Below are 16,142 nucleotides of genomic sequence, written 5' to 3'. Positions count from 1 at the left end.
CCAGCGGACGTGGGGCACCATGTCCGTGGCGAAAGGAGAGCCGCTCATGGCCCTGTTCAAGAAGCGCACGGTCGGCAAGCCGGGCGAGTGGTACTACTGCCTGGAGCACAAGAAGGTGGAGGAGGGGCCGGAGTGTCCGGCCAAGGACCGCTTCGGTCCGTACGCCTCCCGCGAGGAGGCCGAGCACGCGATGGCGACGGCCCGCGAGCGCAACGTCGAATGGGAGAACGACCCCAAGTGGCACGACGCCCCTGCGGCGGGCCGGGACGACGACTGACCGCCATAGGAGCATCCCTTCCGGCTACGCGGCCTCGGCCGGTGCGGCTGCCGCACGCTGTTCACGCAGCCGCACCGCGTGCTCGTTTTCGACCGGCCGGTGCACCCCTGCACCGCCGCCCTGATGTCGGCCGCGCCCACCCTCGACTTTCCGGGACGGCGCACGACGAGGAGATCCAACTGCGCGGGAAAACCCCCTCCCCGTACGACATTCCGTCCGGCTGCCGGTTCCGCACCCGCTGCTGGAAGAGCGAGGCCCGGTGCGCCGAGCACGCTCCTGTGACCGTCACCCGCGGAAGCACGGCGGACTCCGGGCAGGAACCGCACCGGGGCCTGTGCCACTTCCCGCTGGGGGCCGGCGCTACGGGAGCATGAGCCCGCGGGCGGCCGCATTCGTGGTTCGTGCCAGGTGCGCGGCTCCGAGGAGCTCGGCGTCGTCGGCGAGCCGGCCGAGGGTGAGGGTCAGCGCGCGGTAGGCGCCGGCGGGCATATGCCTGCGCAGCCCGTCGTGGAGACCCTCGATGACGGGAGCGGCGGCGGGTCCGAGCGTGCCGTCCACGACGATCATCTCGGGGTTGAGCATCACGCAGGCGGGGGCGAGGTGACTTCCGACGAGGCGGCCGAAGTCGTCAAGGACACGGCGGACGGTCGCCTCGCCCTGTGCGGCGAGCCCGAGGACGTCGTAGATGCTCACGTCGGGGCCGAACAGCGGGCGGGCGGCTTCGAGGAGGTGATCGGTGGTGGCGACCACACCGAGACATCCGCGGGCACCGCAGCGGCACATGGGGCCGGCGGAGTCGACGTGGAGATGGGACAGTTCGCCGGCCAGGCCGTTCGCTCCGCGCACGAGCTGCCCGTTGACGATGAGCCCCGCGCCCATTCCGGTGACCAGATGCAGGTGGATCACGTGCCGACGCCCTCGTGCCGCGCCGAACGCCAGCTCGCCGAGGGCGGCGAGGTTGCACACGTTGTCGACGCTCGCGGGTACGCCGAAGGCCCTGGTCAGATCCGGTGCCACATCCCTGAACAGCCACGCGGACATGGGCGGGCGGTCCGCGGGTACCGGGTCGGGTGCCGGCGCGAGCATCGACAGTCCGGCCCCCTGCCGGTAGGGCACCGGCAGACCGAGCACCACGCCACTCATGGGCGCCGTACTGCGTGCGTCGTCGCGGGCCCTGGCCAGCAACCGGACGGATTCGGCGACGATGTCGGGGCACTGCATCCAGTCGTACGGTGTCTCGACCCGCCCGAGCACCTTGCCTTCGGTGGACACGAGCCCGGCGCGGGCGACGCGGTGCGTGATGACGACCGCGCCGACGAGGGAGGCGTGCCTGGCCAGCCGTAGCCCGGCGGCGGGGCGGCCTCGCCCGCGCGCCTCCTTTGCCGCGGGGCCGGGTGCCTCCTGAAGCAGTCCGCGCGCCAGGAGCCGGGCCGTTGCCCCGGCGACCGTGGAGAGCGGCAGCTGTGCGAGCCGGGCGAGCTGGGAGCGGGTGAGAGCCTCGTGCCGGCCGAGCAGCTCAACGACACTCCGCTCGGCACCGCGTGGGCCCGCCGGGCCGTGATTCACCGTCACGGCCGCACCGTATGGCTTTACAGCCGATTCCGCGAATATTAATCCGAACCGCAATGGTCGACTCGTTGTATCGGAGCCCCGGGAGACGTCTACTTTTCCTCCGTGTGATCACGCGCCGCCAAAGACCCGGTGAACAGCGCGAGCCCGCCTGTCCGTTCCCCGTGCACGTCGAGGAGAGCCATGACCGAACCCCACGCCCGCTCAACTGGGCCCACGCGGCGCCAGATCCTCCTCACCGGTGCGGCCACGGCCGGTACGGTCCTGGGCTCGGAACTGCTCGACGCCGGCCCCGCGGCGGCGGCCGACACCTCGTCCACCGCCGCTTCGGCCGCCGTGGACCTCACGCGGCCGACGTCGCCGTTCCCTCACGTGTGGGAGCGCGTCGTCAGCGGTGACTGGGCCAAGCAGGCGCTGAGACGCGATTACCAGGACCAGCTGTTCGACTGCCACGACGAGCTGGGCTTCGAGTCGCTCCGCGTCCACGGTGCCCTCAACACTTCGATGAGTACCTACTCCCCGACCGTGAACGGACGGCCGAGGAATCCGGCGTTCTCGAACGACGACTACTCGTTCTTCAACATCGACCAGATCTACGACGCTCTCGTGGATCGCGGCATGCACCCGTTCGTCGAGCTGAGCAGCATGCCTGCCAGTCTTCAGGCGTCCGCCCCGCCGTTCAGCCTCATGCTGTACGACTTCAACCAGATGGAGCCGAAGGACTACGCGCTCTGGGGCAAGGTCGTCGGCGACTTCGCGCGACACATGGTGGACCGGTACGGCCTCAGCGAGGTCCGCAAGTGGCCGTTCGAGGTGTGGAACGAGCCGAACCTGTCCGTGTTCTTCAACGGGGACCAGCAAGCCTATTTCAGGCTCTACCAGTACGCCGCGGAGGCCATCAAGAACGTCGACGCGAGCCTCCGGGTCGGTGGCCCGGCCACCTCGGCCGGACAGCTGAGCTTCGGGCCGCCCCGTTCGCCGGGTGTGCGGTACTACCGGGAGTTCATGCAGTGGGCCACCGACAAGGATGTCCCGGTCGACTTCGGCAGCGCCCACGGCTACGAGAGCGACACGGGAACGGGGCCCCAGGGCCCGGCGTCGTTCTTCAAGCAGAACCGCGCCGACACGCCGTCCGGCCTTCCGCTCTACATCTCCGAGACCAACGTCACCTCCGACATCGGAAACCCCGTCCTGGACCGGTCCGACGCGGCGGCGAGCTTCCTGCGCACGATCACCGAGACCGTCGGGGTCGTCGACGCGCTGGCCTACTGGTCGTTCACCGACATCTACGAGGAGATGGGTCAGGCCGACAAGCCGTTCCACGGCGGGTTCGGGCTGCGGACCATCCACGGCGTCAAGAAGCCCGCCTACCGCCTGCTGCAGATCCTGCACACGGTGGGCGAGCACCGCGTGCCACTGACCCTGGCGGGCGCCCCGGACACGGTGGGCGGGCTCGCGGTCACCGGCGGCGTGCGCGGCGGTGTCGACGTCCTGCTGTACAACCACGCCCTCGCCACCGGCGACGGCAGCGCCTCCGTCCCGGCGCGGCCCGCGACCCTCACCGTCACCCTGCGCGGCGTGCGGGCCGGGGCCCGGGCACGAGTCCGGCGGATCGACGAGGACCACACCAACCCCTACCGGGAGTGGGTGGAGCTCGGCTCGCCGGAGTATCCGACCCGCCGGCAGCTGCACGACATCGAGAAGGCGAGCGAGGTCGACGACCGGCCCCTGGAGCTCAAGTCCGACCGCGGTACCGGTGTCGCCCGGTTCACCCTCACCCTGCCCCCCGAAGGCGTCGCCGCGGTCCACGTCGGCTGACGCTCCTCGTCCGCGTTTCGATCAGGGGCCCGGACACCACCAGCGGCACCAGCTCCACCGCCCCGATCGCCCCCACCGCGGCGGCCGACCCGGTCAGATCCTTCAGCTGCACCGGAAGTGCCACGAACGTCAGGAACGTCCCGAAGTTCGAGATCAGCCCCGAGAACCACAGCCGCCGGAAGTCGAGGGATGCCCGCCAGGGGGCGAGATCGGGGAGGAGAGCACGGAGCCCGGACGGCGGGGCGTCGACGGGAACGGGAGGCGTGGGGGAGTCATCGGTCACGAGGGGTCATGGTCGGACGCGGGCCACTCACGGGCAACTGCTTTTCGCACCACCGCAGTTCGGGGCCACGGGCGCGGGTCACCAGCGGGGCGGGGGCGGGGCCGTCAGGGTTTCCGCCAGGTGGGACAGCCGGTCCCGGAAACGCCGGCGCCCCCGTGGCACCGGCACCGCGTTCTCCCCGGCCGCCGCGCTCACCAGGTGCTGGACCGTGTCCAGGTCCAGCTCCGCCCCGTCCGGCACGCGCAGCGCCTCGTGCGACATCGTCGACAGTTCGTTCCCGCCGTCGCCGAGCGCCAGTACCGTGGCCCCGGCCCGGCGGGCGTCGTGCACCCGCTCCAGCAGCTCGGCGCCCGGCTCGTCCGGTGACACCACCAGCAGCGTCTCACCCCGGCGCGCCGCGGCGAGCCTGCCCGGCCCGACCGCGAGGTGCGCCGGATCCGATGGGCGCGCGTCATGGCGGACGAGCGTCGGCGCCAGCTCCGGCATGCCCGACCACGCCGCCTCGTCGACCAGATGGGCCGCGAGATGCCACGGCTCGTACTGCGCCGTGCCCACCAGCAGCAGACCCCCGCCGTGCGACACCACGGCCCCCCGCAGCGCCCCCGCGAACCGGCGGGTGGCGCCCAACCACTCGGTCCCGGCGAGCACTTCGCGCAACAATGCGACCCGTACGGCATCCATACGTCCGCATCCTGCCGTAATTGACGGTTCGTTACACGCGGTTCACCCCGAATTCGCCCGACTCGGGAAGAAAGCCGACCGACCGTCCCTCAGGAGGAGCGCCACCATGCCGACCATCACCGTCCCCTTCCGTGCGGGCCACGAGGGCTACGCCGGCTTCCGTATCCCGGCGGTCGTCGTGACCGCCGCCGGTACCCTCCTCGCCTTCTGCGAGGGCCGGGTCGACTCCGGCCGCGACTGGGGACATATCGACATCGTCGTGAAGCGCTCCACGGACGGCGGCCGCACCTGGGGCCCCTTGCGGGTCGCCGCCGACAACGGCACCGACCTCGCGGGCAACCCCGCCCCCGTCGTCCTCGACACCGGCCGGATCCTGCTCGTCCACGTCCGCTCCGCCGCAGGCGCCTCCGAGGCCGCCCTGCTGCGCGGCGAGGTCCCGGAGGCCGACGGCCGCCGGGTGTGGGTGCGGCACAGCGACGACGACGGTGCCACCTGGTCCACGCCCCGGGAGATCACCGGCCAGGTGAAGCGGCCCGGCTGGCGCTGGTACGCCACCACCCCCGGTCACGCGATCCAGCTGAGCACCGGCCGGATCGTCGTCCCCGCCAACCACACCCTCCCGCCCACCGGCACCGACGTGGGCGACGAGGCCAAGTACAACGGCGGCCACTGCCTGCTCAGCGACGACCGGGGCGAGACCTGGTCCCTCGGCTACCTGGACGAGAACACCGACGGCTACGTCAACGTCAACGAGACCACCGCCGCCGAACTCCCCGACGGCCGCGTCTACTTCAACACCCGCACCGACTCCACCTCGCCGGGCAACCGGGCCGACGCCCACTCCGAGGACGGCGGAAAGACCCTGACGTACCCCTTCCGCCCGCAGGCCGGTCTCGACGGTCCCGTCTGCGAGGGCAGCCTCCTCCAGCTCCGCGCCCCCGACGTGCTTCTCTTCTCCGGGCCGGCCCTCCCCACCGGCCGGGCGCTGATGACGATCCGCGCCTCCACCGACGGCGGCACCACCTGGCGCCCCGTCCACACAGCCGACGGCCTCCCTGCCGCCTACTCCGACCTGGTCCGCGTCGACGCCGACACCGTCGGACTCCTCCACGAGACCGGCGACTTCGGGGCGTACGAGAGGATCGTCTTCCGGCGGATCCCCGTGACACGGCTCACCTGACCGAGGCGGGCGCGACGGACGTAAAGTCGGCCCATGACCTCTACCGATACCGAGAGTGCACAGAAGGCCCCCGCCAAGGACCCGTGGGACCTCCCCGACGTCTCCGGGCTCGTCGTCGGCGTGCTCGGCGGCACCGGCCCGCAGGGCAAGGGCCTCGCCTACCGGCTCGCCAGGGCCGGCCAGAAGGTGATCATCGGCTCGCGCGCCGCCGACCGCGCCCAGGCCGCCGCCGAGGAGCTCGGGCACGGCGTCGAGGGCGCCGACAACGCCGAGACCGCCCGCCGCAGCGACCTCGTGATCGTCGCCGTGCCCTGGGACGGCCACGGCAAGACCCTGGAGTCCCTGCGCGCGGAACTGGCCGGCAAGCTCGTCGTGGACTGCGTCAACCCGCTCGGCTTCGACAAGCAGGGCGCCTACGCGCTCAAGCCGGAGGAGGGCAGCGCCGCCCAGCAGGCCGCCGCCCTGCTGCCCGACTCCCGGGTCACCGCCGCCTTCCACCACCTGTCGGCCGTCCTCCTCCAGGACCCGGAGATCGACGAGATCGACACGGACGTCATGGTGCTCGGTGAGGTCCGCGCGGACGTGGAGATCGTCCAGGCACTGGCCGGCCGCATCCCGGGCATGCGCGGCGTCTTCGCGGGGCGGCTGCGCAACGCCCACCAGGTGGAGTCGCTGGTCGCCAACCTGATCTCGGTGAACCGCCGCTACAAGGCGCACGCGGGACTGCGGGTCACGGACGTGTGAGGGGATGGGGGACACTGGTCCTCACCGCCTTGTGTCCCCCGGTATCCGTGTCCCCCGACAGGAGAATCCCCGCATGCCCCGCCTGGCCCTCTACGCCCTTGTCGTCTGCGTCCTCGCCGTCGCCGCGGCGGTCGTCTCCTTCATGCAGGGCAACCTTCTCGGGATCGTGTGGGTGCTGCTCGCGGGCCTCTCGTCCAACATGTGCTGGTACTACGTGAAGCGCGAGAAGGTGCGGAAGGCCGTCACCCGCTGAGACCGGAAGGCCGTCACCCGTTGACCGAGCAGAACTCGTTCGTCCCCTGCCAGAAGCGGTAGAACTCCTGGCCGCAGTACGTGTCCAGATCGCTGATCCCGAGGCTCTTCAGGATCGCGTCGATCACGTCGAAGAAGACGCCGTTGACCGCGGGCAGCCACAGCAGCGCGAACACGAACAGCAGACCGAACGGCGCGAACGGCTCCACCTGGCGCTTGATCTTGTACGACAGCCAGGGCTCGATCACCCCGTAACCGTCCAGACCCGGCACCGGCAGGAAGTTCAGGAGCGCGGCAGAGACCTGGAGCAGGGCGAGGAAGGCCAGCGCGAACCGGAAGTCCGCCGGCACGCCGTCCAGCGCGTCCAGCCAGAACGGGGCCGTGCAGACGATCGCGAACAGGACGTTCGTCAGGGGCCCGGCCGCCGAGATGACACTGTGCCGCCACCGGCCCCGGATCCGCCCCCGCTCGATGAAGACGGCACCACCGGGCAGACCGATGCCCCCCATGATCACGAAGATGACGGGGAGCACGATGCTGAGCAGGGCATGGGTGTACTTCAGCGGGTTCAGCGTGAGGTAGCCCTTGTCGCCGACCGTGATGTCGCCGCTGTGCAGGGCGGTGCGCGCGTGCGCGTACTCGTGCAGACAGAGCGAGACGATCCACGCCGCCGTCACGAACAGGAACACGGCCACTCCGGGCTGCGCGGCGAACCCGGTCCAGGTGGCCCAGCCGGTGACCGCCGTGACGGCGAGGATCCCGAGGAAGACGGGACTGATCCGCCGATCGCTGTGACGGGTGGTGGCGGTGGTCATGGGGCTCCCTGACAGTCGTGCGCACAGTGGGACTGCCCGACCGTACCGGGCGTACGGGGGAAACGTCTCGGGGGTGGCCGGGGGTTCCGCGGCGACGGTAGGCGTGCGCGGCGGTGGAAGGTGTGCGCGGCGGTGGAGGCGTGCGCGGCCGTCGGCTCCTCGCTTTCGGCACCGGCCTCTGTCGGCTTCGGTGCCGTACCGGCCGGTGTCGGCTCCGGTGCGGTACCGGCCAGTGTCGGGCTGGGTACCGTACCGGCCTCTGCCCGCTTCGGTTACCGTACCGACCTTGCGGTCTCATGGCCGCCGCGCCGACAAAACCCCGTGACCGGCTCCGACGGCACCCGAGACAATGGACCCCGTGCACTATCGCATCCTCGGCACCACCCAGGTACTCCGTCCCGACGGTACGACCGTCCCGGTCGGCGGGGCGCGGCTGCGCGCGCTGCTGACCGTGCTCGCCCTGCGGCCCGGCCGCACGGTCCCCGCGAGCCTCCTGGTGGACGAGGTGTGGGACGGCGACTCGCCCGCCGACGCGACGGGCGCGCTGCAGGCGCTGGTGGGCCGGCTGCGCCGGGCACTCGGCGCGGACGCGGTCGCCTCGGCGGACGGCGGCTACCGCCTCACCGCCGCGCCGGACGACATCGACCTGCACCGCTTCGAGCGGCTGGCCGGCGACGGCACTCGCGCGCTGGCCGACGGCGACCCCGCGAAGGCGGCCGGCGTCCTCGACGACGCGCTCGCCCTGTGGCGCGACCCTGCTCTCGCCGACCTCCCCGACCGCACCGCCGAGGCGGCCCGCTGGGAGACCCGGCGCCTGGACGTGCTGCGCGCCCGCCACACCGCCGCCCTCGCCCTCGGCCGCGCCGACCAGTCCCTGCCCGAGCTGACCGCCCTGTGCGACAGCCACCCCCTGGACGAGTCGCTCCAGGCCCTGCGCCTGGGCGCCCTGCGCGACACGGGCCGCACAGCGGAGGCCCTGGCCGCCTACGAGGACGTACGGCGACTTCTGGCGGAACAACTCGGGGCGGACCCGGGACCGGAACTGCGGGCGCTGCACGGGGAGTTGCTGCGGCCGAAGAGCGGGGAGCAGGGCGGCTCCCACGTCCCGCCCGTTCCCGGTTCCGGCCCCGGTCCCGGCTCCCACGTCCCGCCCGTTCCCGGCCCCGGCCCCGGCTCTCACGCCTCCCCCGCCTCCAGCGCCGCCGGATCCCCCGCCGTTGAGCCCCGCGCAGCCCACGCCCCCGCATGGCCCGCGCCCCCCACCTCCGCGCATGGCCCCAACTCCGCACCTCCTCATGCCTCCGTGCCTCCTCATGCCTCCGCGCCTCCCCATGCCCTCGCGCCTCCCCTCACCCCCGGGGCGCCCCCGCACCCCGGCAACCTCCGGGCCCGTCTCACCTCCTTCGTCGGCCGGGAAAGCGACATCGAGGTAATCCGGGGGGATCTCGTCCAGGCGCGGCTGGTGACGTTGCTCGGGCCCGGTGGGGCCGGGAAGACGCGGTTGTCGCAGGAGGCTGCCGAGACCGTGCGGGACGCGGCGCGGGACGGGGTGTGGCTGGCGGAGCTCGCGCCCGTCGACGACCCGGCAGCCGTACCGGAGGCCGTGCTGACCGCCTTAGGGGCCCGGGAGACCGTGTTGTACGGCGCCGGTGCCGAGGCGATCCGGGCCGGGGCCGAGCGGCACGACGACCCGGTCGAGCGGCTCGCGGAGCACTGCGGCAGGCGCCGCATGCTGATCATCCTGGACAACTGCGAGCACGTCGTCGACGCGGCGGCCCGGCTCGCCCAGGAGCTGCTGGAACGCTGCCCCGGACTGACGGTCCTGGCCACCAGCCGCGAACCCCTCGGCATACCGGGGGAGTTGCTGCGCCCGGTGGAGCCCCTGCCCGAGCCGGTCGCGCTGCGACTGTTCGCCGAGCGGGGCGCGGCGGCCCGGCCCGGATTCCGCGTCGAGGACGCCCCCGACGCCTGCGGGGAGATCTGCCGGCGCCTCGACGGACTGCCCCTCGCCATCGAACTCGCGGCAGCCCGCCTCCGCATGCTGACGCCCCGTCAGATCGCCGACCGGCTCGACGACCGCTTCCGTCTGCTCACCTCCGGCAGCCGTACCGTCCTGCCCCGCCAGCAGACGCTCAGGGCCGTCGTCGACTGGTCCTGGGAGCTGCTGGACGAAGGCGAACGGGACGTCCTGCGACGGTTGTCGGTGTTCGCGGGCGGCTGCGACCTCGCCGCCGCGGAGGCCGTATGCGGGCCGGCCGTACTGGACGCCCTCGGCTCGCTGGTCGACAAGTCACTGGTCGTGGCCGCGCCTTCGGGTGACGGGGAGATGCGCTACCGGCTCCTCGAAACCGTCGCCGAGTACGCGCGCGAACGGCTCGACGAGACCGGCCGGCGTGCCGAGGCCGAGCGCGCCCACCTCACGCACTACCGCGAACTCGCCCGCACCACCGACCCGTTGCTGCGGGGCTTCGGTCAACTCGCCGCCATCGAACGGCTGGAGCGTGAGTACGAGAACCTCCGCACCTCTCTGCGTCATGCCGTCGCCGAGCGTGACGAGCAGGAAGCGCTCTGCCTCGTCCTGTCGCTGTGCTGGTACTGGCAGATGCGCGACCTGCGCATCGAGGCGCGCAACTGGCTCGCCGAGGTCATGGCCCTGGGCCCCGACCCGTTCACCGCGCCCGTCCGCAAGGCCGCCCCGCTCTGGGAGCGCTGCACCGACATGCCGCCCCCGCTCACCGGGGAACTCCTCACCGAGGCGCGGCGCGGTGTCCATCTCGCCCATCTGGCCTGCATGGACACGGAGTTGGAGGCATGGGAGTCACCGCGGGCGAAGGAGAAACTCCGCCTCATCACCGAGGTCTACGAACCCGGCCTCCCGCAGACCTGCCGCACCCCCGGCATGTTCTGGTTCTACGCCGTGATGCTGACCGGCGACATGGACCGGCTGGTCGTGATCCTCGACGCCTCCGTCCGCACCTGCCGCTCGGCCCCCGGCATGGAGTGGGAACTCGCCACCACCCTCCAGATGCGGGCCAACATCCTCGCCAACCGCAGCGACTGGGCGGGCGACGCGGCCCGTGACGCAGACGAGTCGCTGGAGATCTTCCGCCGCCTCGGCGACGCCTGGGGAACCGCCGAGGCGCTCTCCGCGCGCGGCGAGGCCCATGAACGCATCGGCGCGTACCAGCTCGCCGCCGCCGACTACGAGGCGGCGATCGGGTACGCCGAGGGCCTGGGCGCCCGCGCCCAGGTGGCGGTACTGGGCGCCCGGCTCGCCGGCGCGCTCGTGGAAGGGGGCGAGACCGAGCGGGGTGAGCGGCTTCTGCGCGAGGTGATCGAGCAGCCGATCGGTGCGGGCGGCGAGGCGATGCCCGCAGCCCGGTTGTTCCTCGCGAGCCGGCTCGTCGCGACCGGCCGGATCCCGGAGGCGCGCGAGCAACTGCGGTTGCTGCGCGAGGAGTTCAAGATCGCCTACTTCGTTGTCTTCGACGCCTTCATCCTCGGCGCCGAGGCCTGGGTGGAGGCGGCCGACGGCAACTACGAGGAGGCCTTCGACAAGATCCGGCAGGCGCTCCAGCGGGCCGCCGACCCGCTGTCGGAGGCCATCGCCCCGCACATGCGCCCGCTGTACCTGGGCGTCTCGGCGATCTGTCTCGCCGAGGTCGACGGCGGCCGCCGGGCCGGTGACGGCGCCCGCTGCATCGGCGCCGCGCGGGCGCTGCTGCCGGCCGGGCACATCGTGACGTCCATGGAGCGCGACGTGTACGGCCGTGCCGAGCGGCACACGCGCGCCGTGCTCGGCGACGAGGCATACGAGGCGGCGTACGCGGAGGGCGGTGCCCTCTCCGCCGGGGAGGCCACCGCGCTGGTCCTGCTCTGACGCGTACGTCACGTCGTACACCGACGCCTCGTGACCGAGGCGTCGTACACCGCCGCGTCAGCTCTTCGTACGGAACTTGTGGATGGCGACCGGCGCCATCACCGCCGTGATCGCCACCGACCAGGCGACGGTCACCCACAGGTCGTGCGCGACCGGGCCGCCCACCATCAGTCCGCGGGCCGCGTCCGCGAGCGTGGACAGCGGGTTGTAGTCGGTGAAGGCCTGCAGCCAGCCGGGCATCGACTGGGTCGGTGCGAAGATCGACGAGCCGAACTGCAGCGGGAACAGCACCAGGAAGCCCATCGCCTGCACGGACTGCGCGCTCTTCATGACCACACCCAGGGTGAGGAACACCCACATGATCGACGAGGCGAACAGCGCGGACAGGCCCACGGTCGCGAACAGGCCGGGCCAGTCGTTGATGTCGAAACCGACCAGGACGGCGACGATCATCAGCACGGTGGTCGCGAACAGCATCCGCCCGAGCTCCACCGCGATCTTCGCGAACAGCACCGAGCCGCGCCCGATCGGCAGGGACCGGAAGCGGTCCATGACACCGGAGTTGAAGTCCTGGCTGAAGCCGGTACCGACGCCCTGGGACATGGTCATGGCCATCATCGCCAGCATGCCGGGGATCACGTACTGCACGTACGCGTCCTGCCCGCCGCCGAGGGACTGCCCGATCGAGCCGCCGAAGACGTACACGAACAGCAGGGTGAAGACGACCGGCATGAGCAGGGCATCGAACATCGACTCCGGGTCCTGCCGGATCCACAGCAGGTTGCGGCGGATCAGGGCCCCGGTATGGCGCACGTGCCCGCGCAGCGGGATACGGGCGTCTCCCGTGAGGTCGGGGACGGGTGCGGTGGTGGCGCTCATACGGCGACCTCCTGGCGGTCGGTGGCGGTCTCGTCGGGCGTGGTGTCCTGCGGGGCACTGGCACGGTGGCCGGTGAGGGACAGGAACACCTCGTCCAGGCTGGGCAGTTCGGTGGTGATGGAGGAGAGCGTGATGCCGCGCGCGGTGACCGCGCCGACCACGGCGGTCAGCTGCTCGTCGCTGAGGATCGGGACCAGGACGGATCCGCGCTCGGTGTCGATGGTGGTGGCGGCGAGCCCGGTGATGCCCAGCTCGTCCAGCGCGACGGCGAGGGGCCGCAGGAGCAGCGGGTCGGCCGGCCGGACCCGCAGGGACCGTCCCCCCACCTTCGCCTTCAGCTCCTCGATGGCTCCGCCCGCGATGACCTTGCCGCGGTCCACGACGGTCAGCTCGGAGGCCAGCTGTTCGGCCTCCTCCATGTACTGCGTGGTGAGCAGCACGGTGACCCCGTCACCGACCATGCGCTTGACCTCGGTCCACACCTCGTTGCGGGTGCGCGGGTCGAGGCCGGTGGTGGGCTCGTCGAGGAACAGGACGGCGGGCCGGCCGATCATCGACGCCGCCAGGTCGAGCCGCCGCCGCATACCGCCGGAGTACGTCGACGCAGGGCGCTTGGCCGCGTCGGTGAGCGAGAACCGCTCCAGCAGCTCGTCGGCGCGGGCGCGGGCCGTCTTGCGGGGCAGGTCGAGCAGCCGCCCGATCATGTACAGGTTCTCCCAGCCGGGGAGCTTCTCGTCCACGGAGGCGTACTGGCCGGTGAGTCCGATCACCCGCCGCAGCTGCCGGGGCTGCCGTACGACGTCGTAGCCGGCGACGGTCGCCTGCCCGGCGTCGGGCTGGATCAGGCTGGACAGGATCCGCACCAGGGTGGTCTTCCCGGCCCCGTTCGGCCCGAGCACCCCCATCACGGTGCCCTCCCGCACCTCCAGGTCGACCCCGTCCAGCGCCTTGGTCTCCCCGTAGTGCTTGACCAGCCCCCGCACGGTCACGGCGACCGCGTCACTGGAGTTCTTGTCGATTCGTGTCATGGGAACGACAGTGCCAGCCCCCACCGACAATGCACCGACAGACCACCGACACCCACCGACAGACACCGACAGCCCACCGACAGGGTTTTGAGGAGCCGGTCCCGCCCGTCACGCCGTGGCGGATCCCAGGGCGGCACGGTAAATTTCCCGCCGCCGATCACCCATGCCGCCGCAGCAGGGGCGGCTGGCTCCAGCGGATCGCCTGCGAGTTCCAGCGCCTGGGCGACGGAACCGGCGCGCTCCGCGCCTTCGGCCACCCACTGTGGGTCGCGAGTCACCACGATGTTGCGCCTGCCGAACAGCGGGCGGAATCGCGGAGGCAGCGAATCCCATGTCTTGCGCCCCATCACCACTGGATGACCGAGGGTGGTCGCCTTGAAATGCGCCATGTCCTCAGGCAGTCGCCACGGAATAGCGTTGTCCGCGCCGATTACGCCATCAAGGGTCTGCGCCCAGATCAGCCCGACTTCACACCGCGACCGGGGCTTTGATGGCCGGGTGGTGCTGGTAGCCGAGCACTTCCACATCGGCGTAGGCGTAGTCGAAAAACGAGTCGGCTTGGCGCAGACGCAGCTCGGGGAACTCGAAGGGGGCGCGCGAGAGCTGCTCGGTCACCTGCTGCACATGGTTGTCGTAGATGTGACAGTCGCCGCCGGTCCAGATGAAGTCACCCGGTTCGAGACCGACCTGCTGCGCCACCATGTGCGTGAGCAGGGCGTAGCTGGCGATGTTGAACGGGACACCGAGGAACAGATCCGCACTGCGCTGGTACAGCTGGCAGGAGAGCCTGCCGTCGGCGACGTAGAACTGGAAGAAGGCGTGACACGGCGCGAGGGCCATGTCGGGCAGCTCGGCGACGTTCCAGGCGGAGACGACCATCCGGCGTGAGTCCGGGTCTCGGCGCAGCGTGTCGAGGACTTCGCTGATTTGGTCGATGTGCCTGCCGTCCGGGGCGGGCCAGGAGCGCCACTGCGCGCCGTAGACCGGGCCGAGTTCGCCGTTCTCGTCGGCCCATTCGTCCCAGATGGTGACGCCGTGTTCTTGCAGCCAGCGGACGTTCGAGTCACCGCTCAGGAACCACAGCAGTTCGTACACGATGGACTTGTGGTGCACCTTCTTGGTGGTGACCAGCGGGAACCCCTGCGAGAGGTCGTAGCGCAGTTGGTGCCCGAAGACACTTCGGGTGCCGGTGCCCGTCCGGTCGGCCTTGGCCGTCCCGGAGATGAGCACCAGCCGCAACAGGTCTTCGTACTGGGTGTCCGCCACAGCCGTCGAGTCTAGTGGCGACCTAAACGCGGACCCTACGGTCCCGCAGCTGGAGCATCGGTGACACGTCACAGCCCGGCGACCTGTGCCGATGTGAGCTCGGCCTCCTCGTCGGCTCCGCAGGCATCCAGGGCGAAGAGGCCGATGACGAGCAGCACAGCAACGGCCACGGCCGTCACGCACCCACGAAGTAACTTCATGCCCTGCCTACTTGTACGTCGTTTCCTGCCACTTGATCTCCACCCGGAATCCCGCGAGTCGCAACGGCACAGCCCGCCGACGGGGGAAGATCGGCGGGCTGCTGTGGTGCCACAGTGGCTCGTTGGCTCGTTGGCTCGTTGGCTCGTTGGCTCGTTGGCTCGTTGGCTCAGCTCGGCTCAGTGAACGGAGTTCTCCTCGCGCGGGAACGTGCCGCCGACCACGTCCTGCGCGAACGCCTTCGCCGCGTTCCCCATGACCTCACGCAGATTCGCGTACTGCTTCACGAACTTCGGCACGCGCCCACTGGTCAGACCCAGCATGTCCGTCCACACCAGCACCTGCGCGTCCGTCTCGGGGCCGGCCCCGATGCCCACCGTCGGGATGTGCAGGACCCGGGTCACCTCGGCCGCCAGCTCCGCCGGAACGAGTTCGAGGACCACCGCGAACGCTCCCGCGTCCTGGACGGCCTTCGCGTCCCGCAGCAGCTGCTGGGCCGCCTCCTCGCCGCGCCCCTGGACGCGGTAGCCCATGGCGTTCACGGACTGGGGGGTGAGGCCGATGTGGGCCATCACCGGGATCCCGGACTCCACCAGCAGCTCGATCTGCCGGTGCGAGCGCTCCCCGCCCTCCAGCTTGACCGCCCCGACCCCGGCCTCCTTCACCAGCCGGGTCGCCGAGCGCAGCGCCTGCACCGGACCCTCCTGGTAGGACCCGAAAGGGAGGTCGCCGACGATCAGGGCGCGCTGGGTGCCCCGGACGACGGCCGCGGACAGCATGGTCATCTCGTCGAGCGTGACGGGCACGGTGGTCTCGTACCCGAGATGGCAGTTGCCCGCGGAGTCGCCGACGAGCATGACCGGGATCCCGGCCTCGTCGAAGACGGACGCGGTCATCGCGTCGTACGCGGTGAGCATGGGCCACTTCTCGCCGCGCTCCTTGGCGGCGGCGATGTCGCGCACGGTGATACGGCGGGTGCCTTTGCCCCCGTACAGGGTCTTGCTGCTGCCGTCGGGGGTGCTGTTCCCTGCAGGGGAGGTGCTGTCTCCCACAGGGGAGGTGCTGTTCCGCACAGGCTGGGCAGCCGAGAGCTGCGTCATGGCAACGGCTCCTTCAGTCATCTCGAGGCGCCCTGACGGCGTCCCCGGATCGCCTCCATGGTGGCACCTCGTGCCGGTGACGGCTAGGGGAGGCCGCTGTGACCGAGACGGCAGTAAGGTCTGGGTAAAAGATTTACGATACGAGACGGTCTCGTATCTTATTCGCCCTAGG

The 16,142-nt window shown here is 71.2% G+C and carries 14 protein-coding genes and 2 pseudogenes; 6 read left to right on the top strand and 10 right to left on the bottom strand.

The window, feature by feature from the left end; genetic code table 11:
- The first annotated feature begins 46 nt into the window (after positions 1-46).
- Positions 47-277 carry a hypothetical protein gene (locus tag M2271_RS23465; protein WP_280889267.1) on the top strand — a complete coding sequence of 77 codons (231 nt, stop codon included), beginning with the start codon at positions 47-49 and terminating at the stop codon, positions 275-277.
- A 360-nt stretch (positions 278-637) separates the two neighbouring features.
- On the opposite strand, the gene M2271_RS23460 is transcribed toward M2271_RS23465, so the two are convergent.
- A complete protein-coding gene (locus tag M2271_RS23460) occupies positions 638-1,849 on the bottom strand; it encodes an ROK family transcriptional regulator (protein ID WP_280889266.1) in 1,212 nt (403 codons plus the stop codon).
- A 180-nt stretch (positions 1,850-2,029) separates the two neighbouring features.
- On the opposite strand from M2271_RS23460, the gene M2271_RS23455 reads away from it, so the two are divergent.
- Complete coding sequence (locus tag M2271_RS23455) at positions 2,030-3,664, top strand: hypothetical protein (RefSeq protein WP_280889265.1); 1,635 nt, start codon at positions 2,030-2,032, stop codon at positions 3,662-3,664.
- A 34-nt stretch (positions 3,665-3,698) separates the two neighbouring features.
- On the opposite strand, the pseudogene M2271_RS23450 reads toward M2271_RS23455, so the two are convergent.
- Together M2271_RS23450 and M2271_RS23445 are read right to left on the bottom strand one after the other, a co-directional pair.
- Positions 3,699-3,947 (bottom strand): annotated as a pseudogene (locus M2271_RS23450) (MFS transporter); the annotation flags it as partial.
- A gap of 78 nt (positions 3,948-4,025) precedes the next feature.
- Positions 4,026-4,628: a hypothetical protein gene (locus M2271_RS23445; protein ID WP_280889264.1), complete on the bottom strand. Its 603-nt coding sequence runs from the start codon at positions 4,626-4,628 to the stop codon at positions 4,026-4,028.
- 106 nt (positions 4,629-4,734) lie between these two features.
- Between M2271_RS23445 and M2271_RS23440 the strand changes: the two genes are divergently transcribed.
- Genes M2271_RS23440 through M2271_RS23430 form a run of 3 tightly spaced genes read left to right on the top strand, consistent with a single transcriptional unit; the run spans position 4,735 to position 6,805 of the window.
- Complete coding sequence (locus M2271_RS23440) at positions 4,735-5,808, top strand: sialidase family protein (RefSeq protein WP_280889263.1); 1,074 nt, start codon at positions 4,735-4,737, stop codon at positions 5,806-5,808.
- 33 nt (positions 5,809-5,841) lie between these two features.
- On the top strand, positions 5,842-6,552 hold the full coding sequence (gene npdG, locus M2271_RS23435; RefSeq protein ID WP_280889262.1) for an NADPH-dependent F420 reductase: 711 nt from the start codon (positions 5,842-5,844) through the stop codon (positions 6,550-6,552).
- 4 nt (positions 6,553-6,556) lie between these two features.
- Positions 6,557-6,805, top strand: coding sequence for a hypothetical protein (locus M2271_RS23430; protein ID WP_280889261.1), 249 nt, complete (start codon positions 6,557-6,559; stop codon positions 6,803-6,805).
- A gap of 13 nt (positions 6,806-6,818) precedes the next feature.
- Here M2271_RS23430 and M2271_RS23425 read toward each other — a convergent pair whose 3' ends face one another.
- The gene (locus M2271_RS23425; protein WP_280889260.1) at positions 6,819-7,619 is read right to left on the bottom strand and encodes a site-2 protease family protein; all 801 of its coding nucleotides are present in this window, start codon (positions 7,617-7,619) and stop codon (positions 6,819-6,821) included.
- A 349-nt stretch (positions 7,620-7,968) separates the two neighbouring features.
- Between M2271_RS23425 and M2271_RS23420 the strand changes: the two genes are divergently transcribed.
- On the top strand, positions 7,969-11,499 hold the full coding sequence (locus tag M2271_RS23420) for a BTAD domain-containing putative transcriptional regulator (protein WP_280889259.1): 3,531 nt from the start codon (positions 7,969-7,971) through the stop codon (positions 11,497-11,499).
- Between the two features lie 57 nt (positions 11,500-11,556).
- Here the strand turns inward: M2271_RS23420 and M2271_RS23415 are convergent, their stop codons facing one another.
- The 6 genes and pseudogenes from M2271_RS23415 to panB form a co-directional block, all read right to left on the bottom strand.
- The gene (locus tag M2271_RS23415; RefSeq protein ID WP_280889258.1) at positions 11,557-12,378 is read right to left on the bottom strand and encodes an ABC transporter permease; all 822 of its coding nucleotides are present in this window, start codon (positions 12,376-12,378) and stop codon (positions 11,557-11,559) included.
- A complete protein-coding gene (locus M2271_RS23410) occupies positions 12,375-13,406 on the bottom strand; it encodes an ATP-binding cassette domain-containing protein (protein WP_280889257.1) in 1,032 nt (343 codons plus the stop codon). The genes M2271_RS23415 and M2271_RS23410 overlap by 4 nt, the downstream gene beginning before the upstream one ends.
- A 114-nt stretch (positions 13,407-13,520) precedes the next feature.
- A pseudogene (locus M2271_RS23405) lies at positions 13,521-13,933 on the bottom strand (dihydrofolate reductase); the annotation flags it as partial.
- Positions 13,875-14,672: a thymidylate synthase gene (locus M2271_RS23400; RefSeq protein ID WP_280889255.1), complete on the bottom strand. Its 798-nt coding sequence runs from the start codon at positions 14,670-14,672 to the stop codon at positions 13,875-13,877. The pseudogene M2271_RS23405 and the gene M2271_RS23400, both read right to left, overlap by 59 nt.
- A gap of 68 nt (positions 14,673-14,740) precedes the next feature.
- On the bottom strand, positions 14,741-14,872 hold the full coding sequence (locus M2271_RS23395; protein ID WP_280889254.1) for a hypothetical protein: 132 nt from the start codon (positions 14,870-14,872) through the stop codon (positions 14,741-14,743).
- Between the two features lie 177 nt (positions 14,873-15,049).
- Positions 15,050-15,970 carry a 3-methyl-2-oxobutanoate hydroxymethyltransferase gene (gene panB, locus M2271_RS23390; RefSeq protein ID WP_280889253.1) on the bottom strand — a complete coding sequence of 307 codons (921 nt, stop codon included), beginning with the start codon at positions 15,968-15,970 and terminating at the stop codon, positions 15,050-15,052.
- Positions 15,971-16,142: the final 172 nt, after the last annotated feature.

This window comes from Streptomyces sp. LBL (assembly GCF_029893585.1).
In the GTDB taxonomy this organism is placed as follows: Bacteria; Actinomycetota; Actinomycetes; order Streptomycetales; family Streptomycetaceae; genus Streptomyces.
The sequence above is the reverse complement of the archived record's forward strand: the minus strand, read 5'-3'. Positions and strand labels throughout refer to the sequence as shown.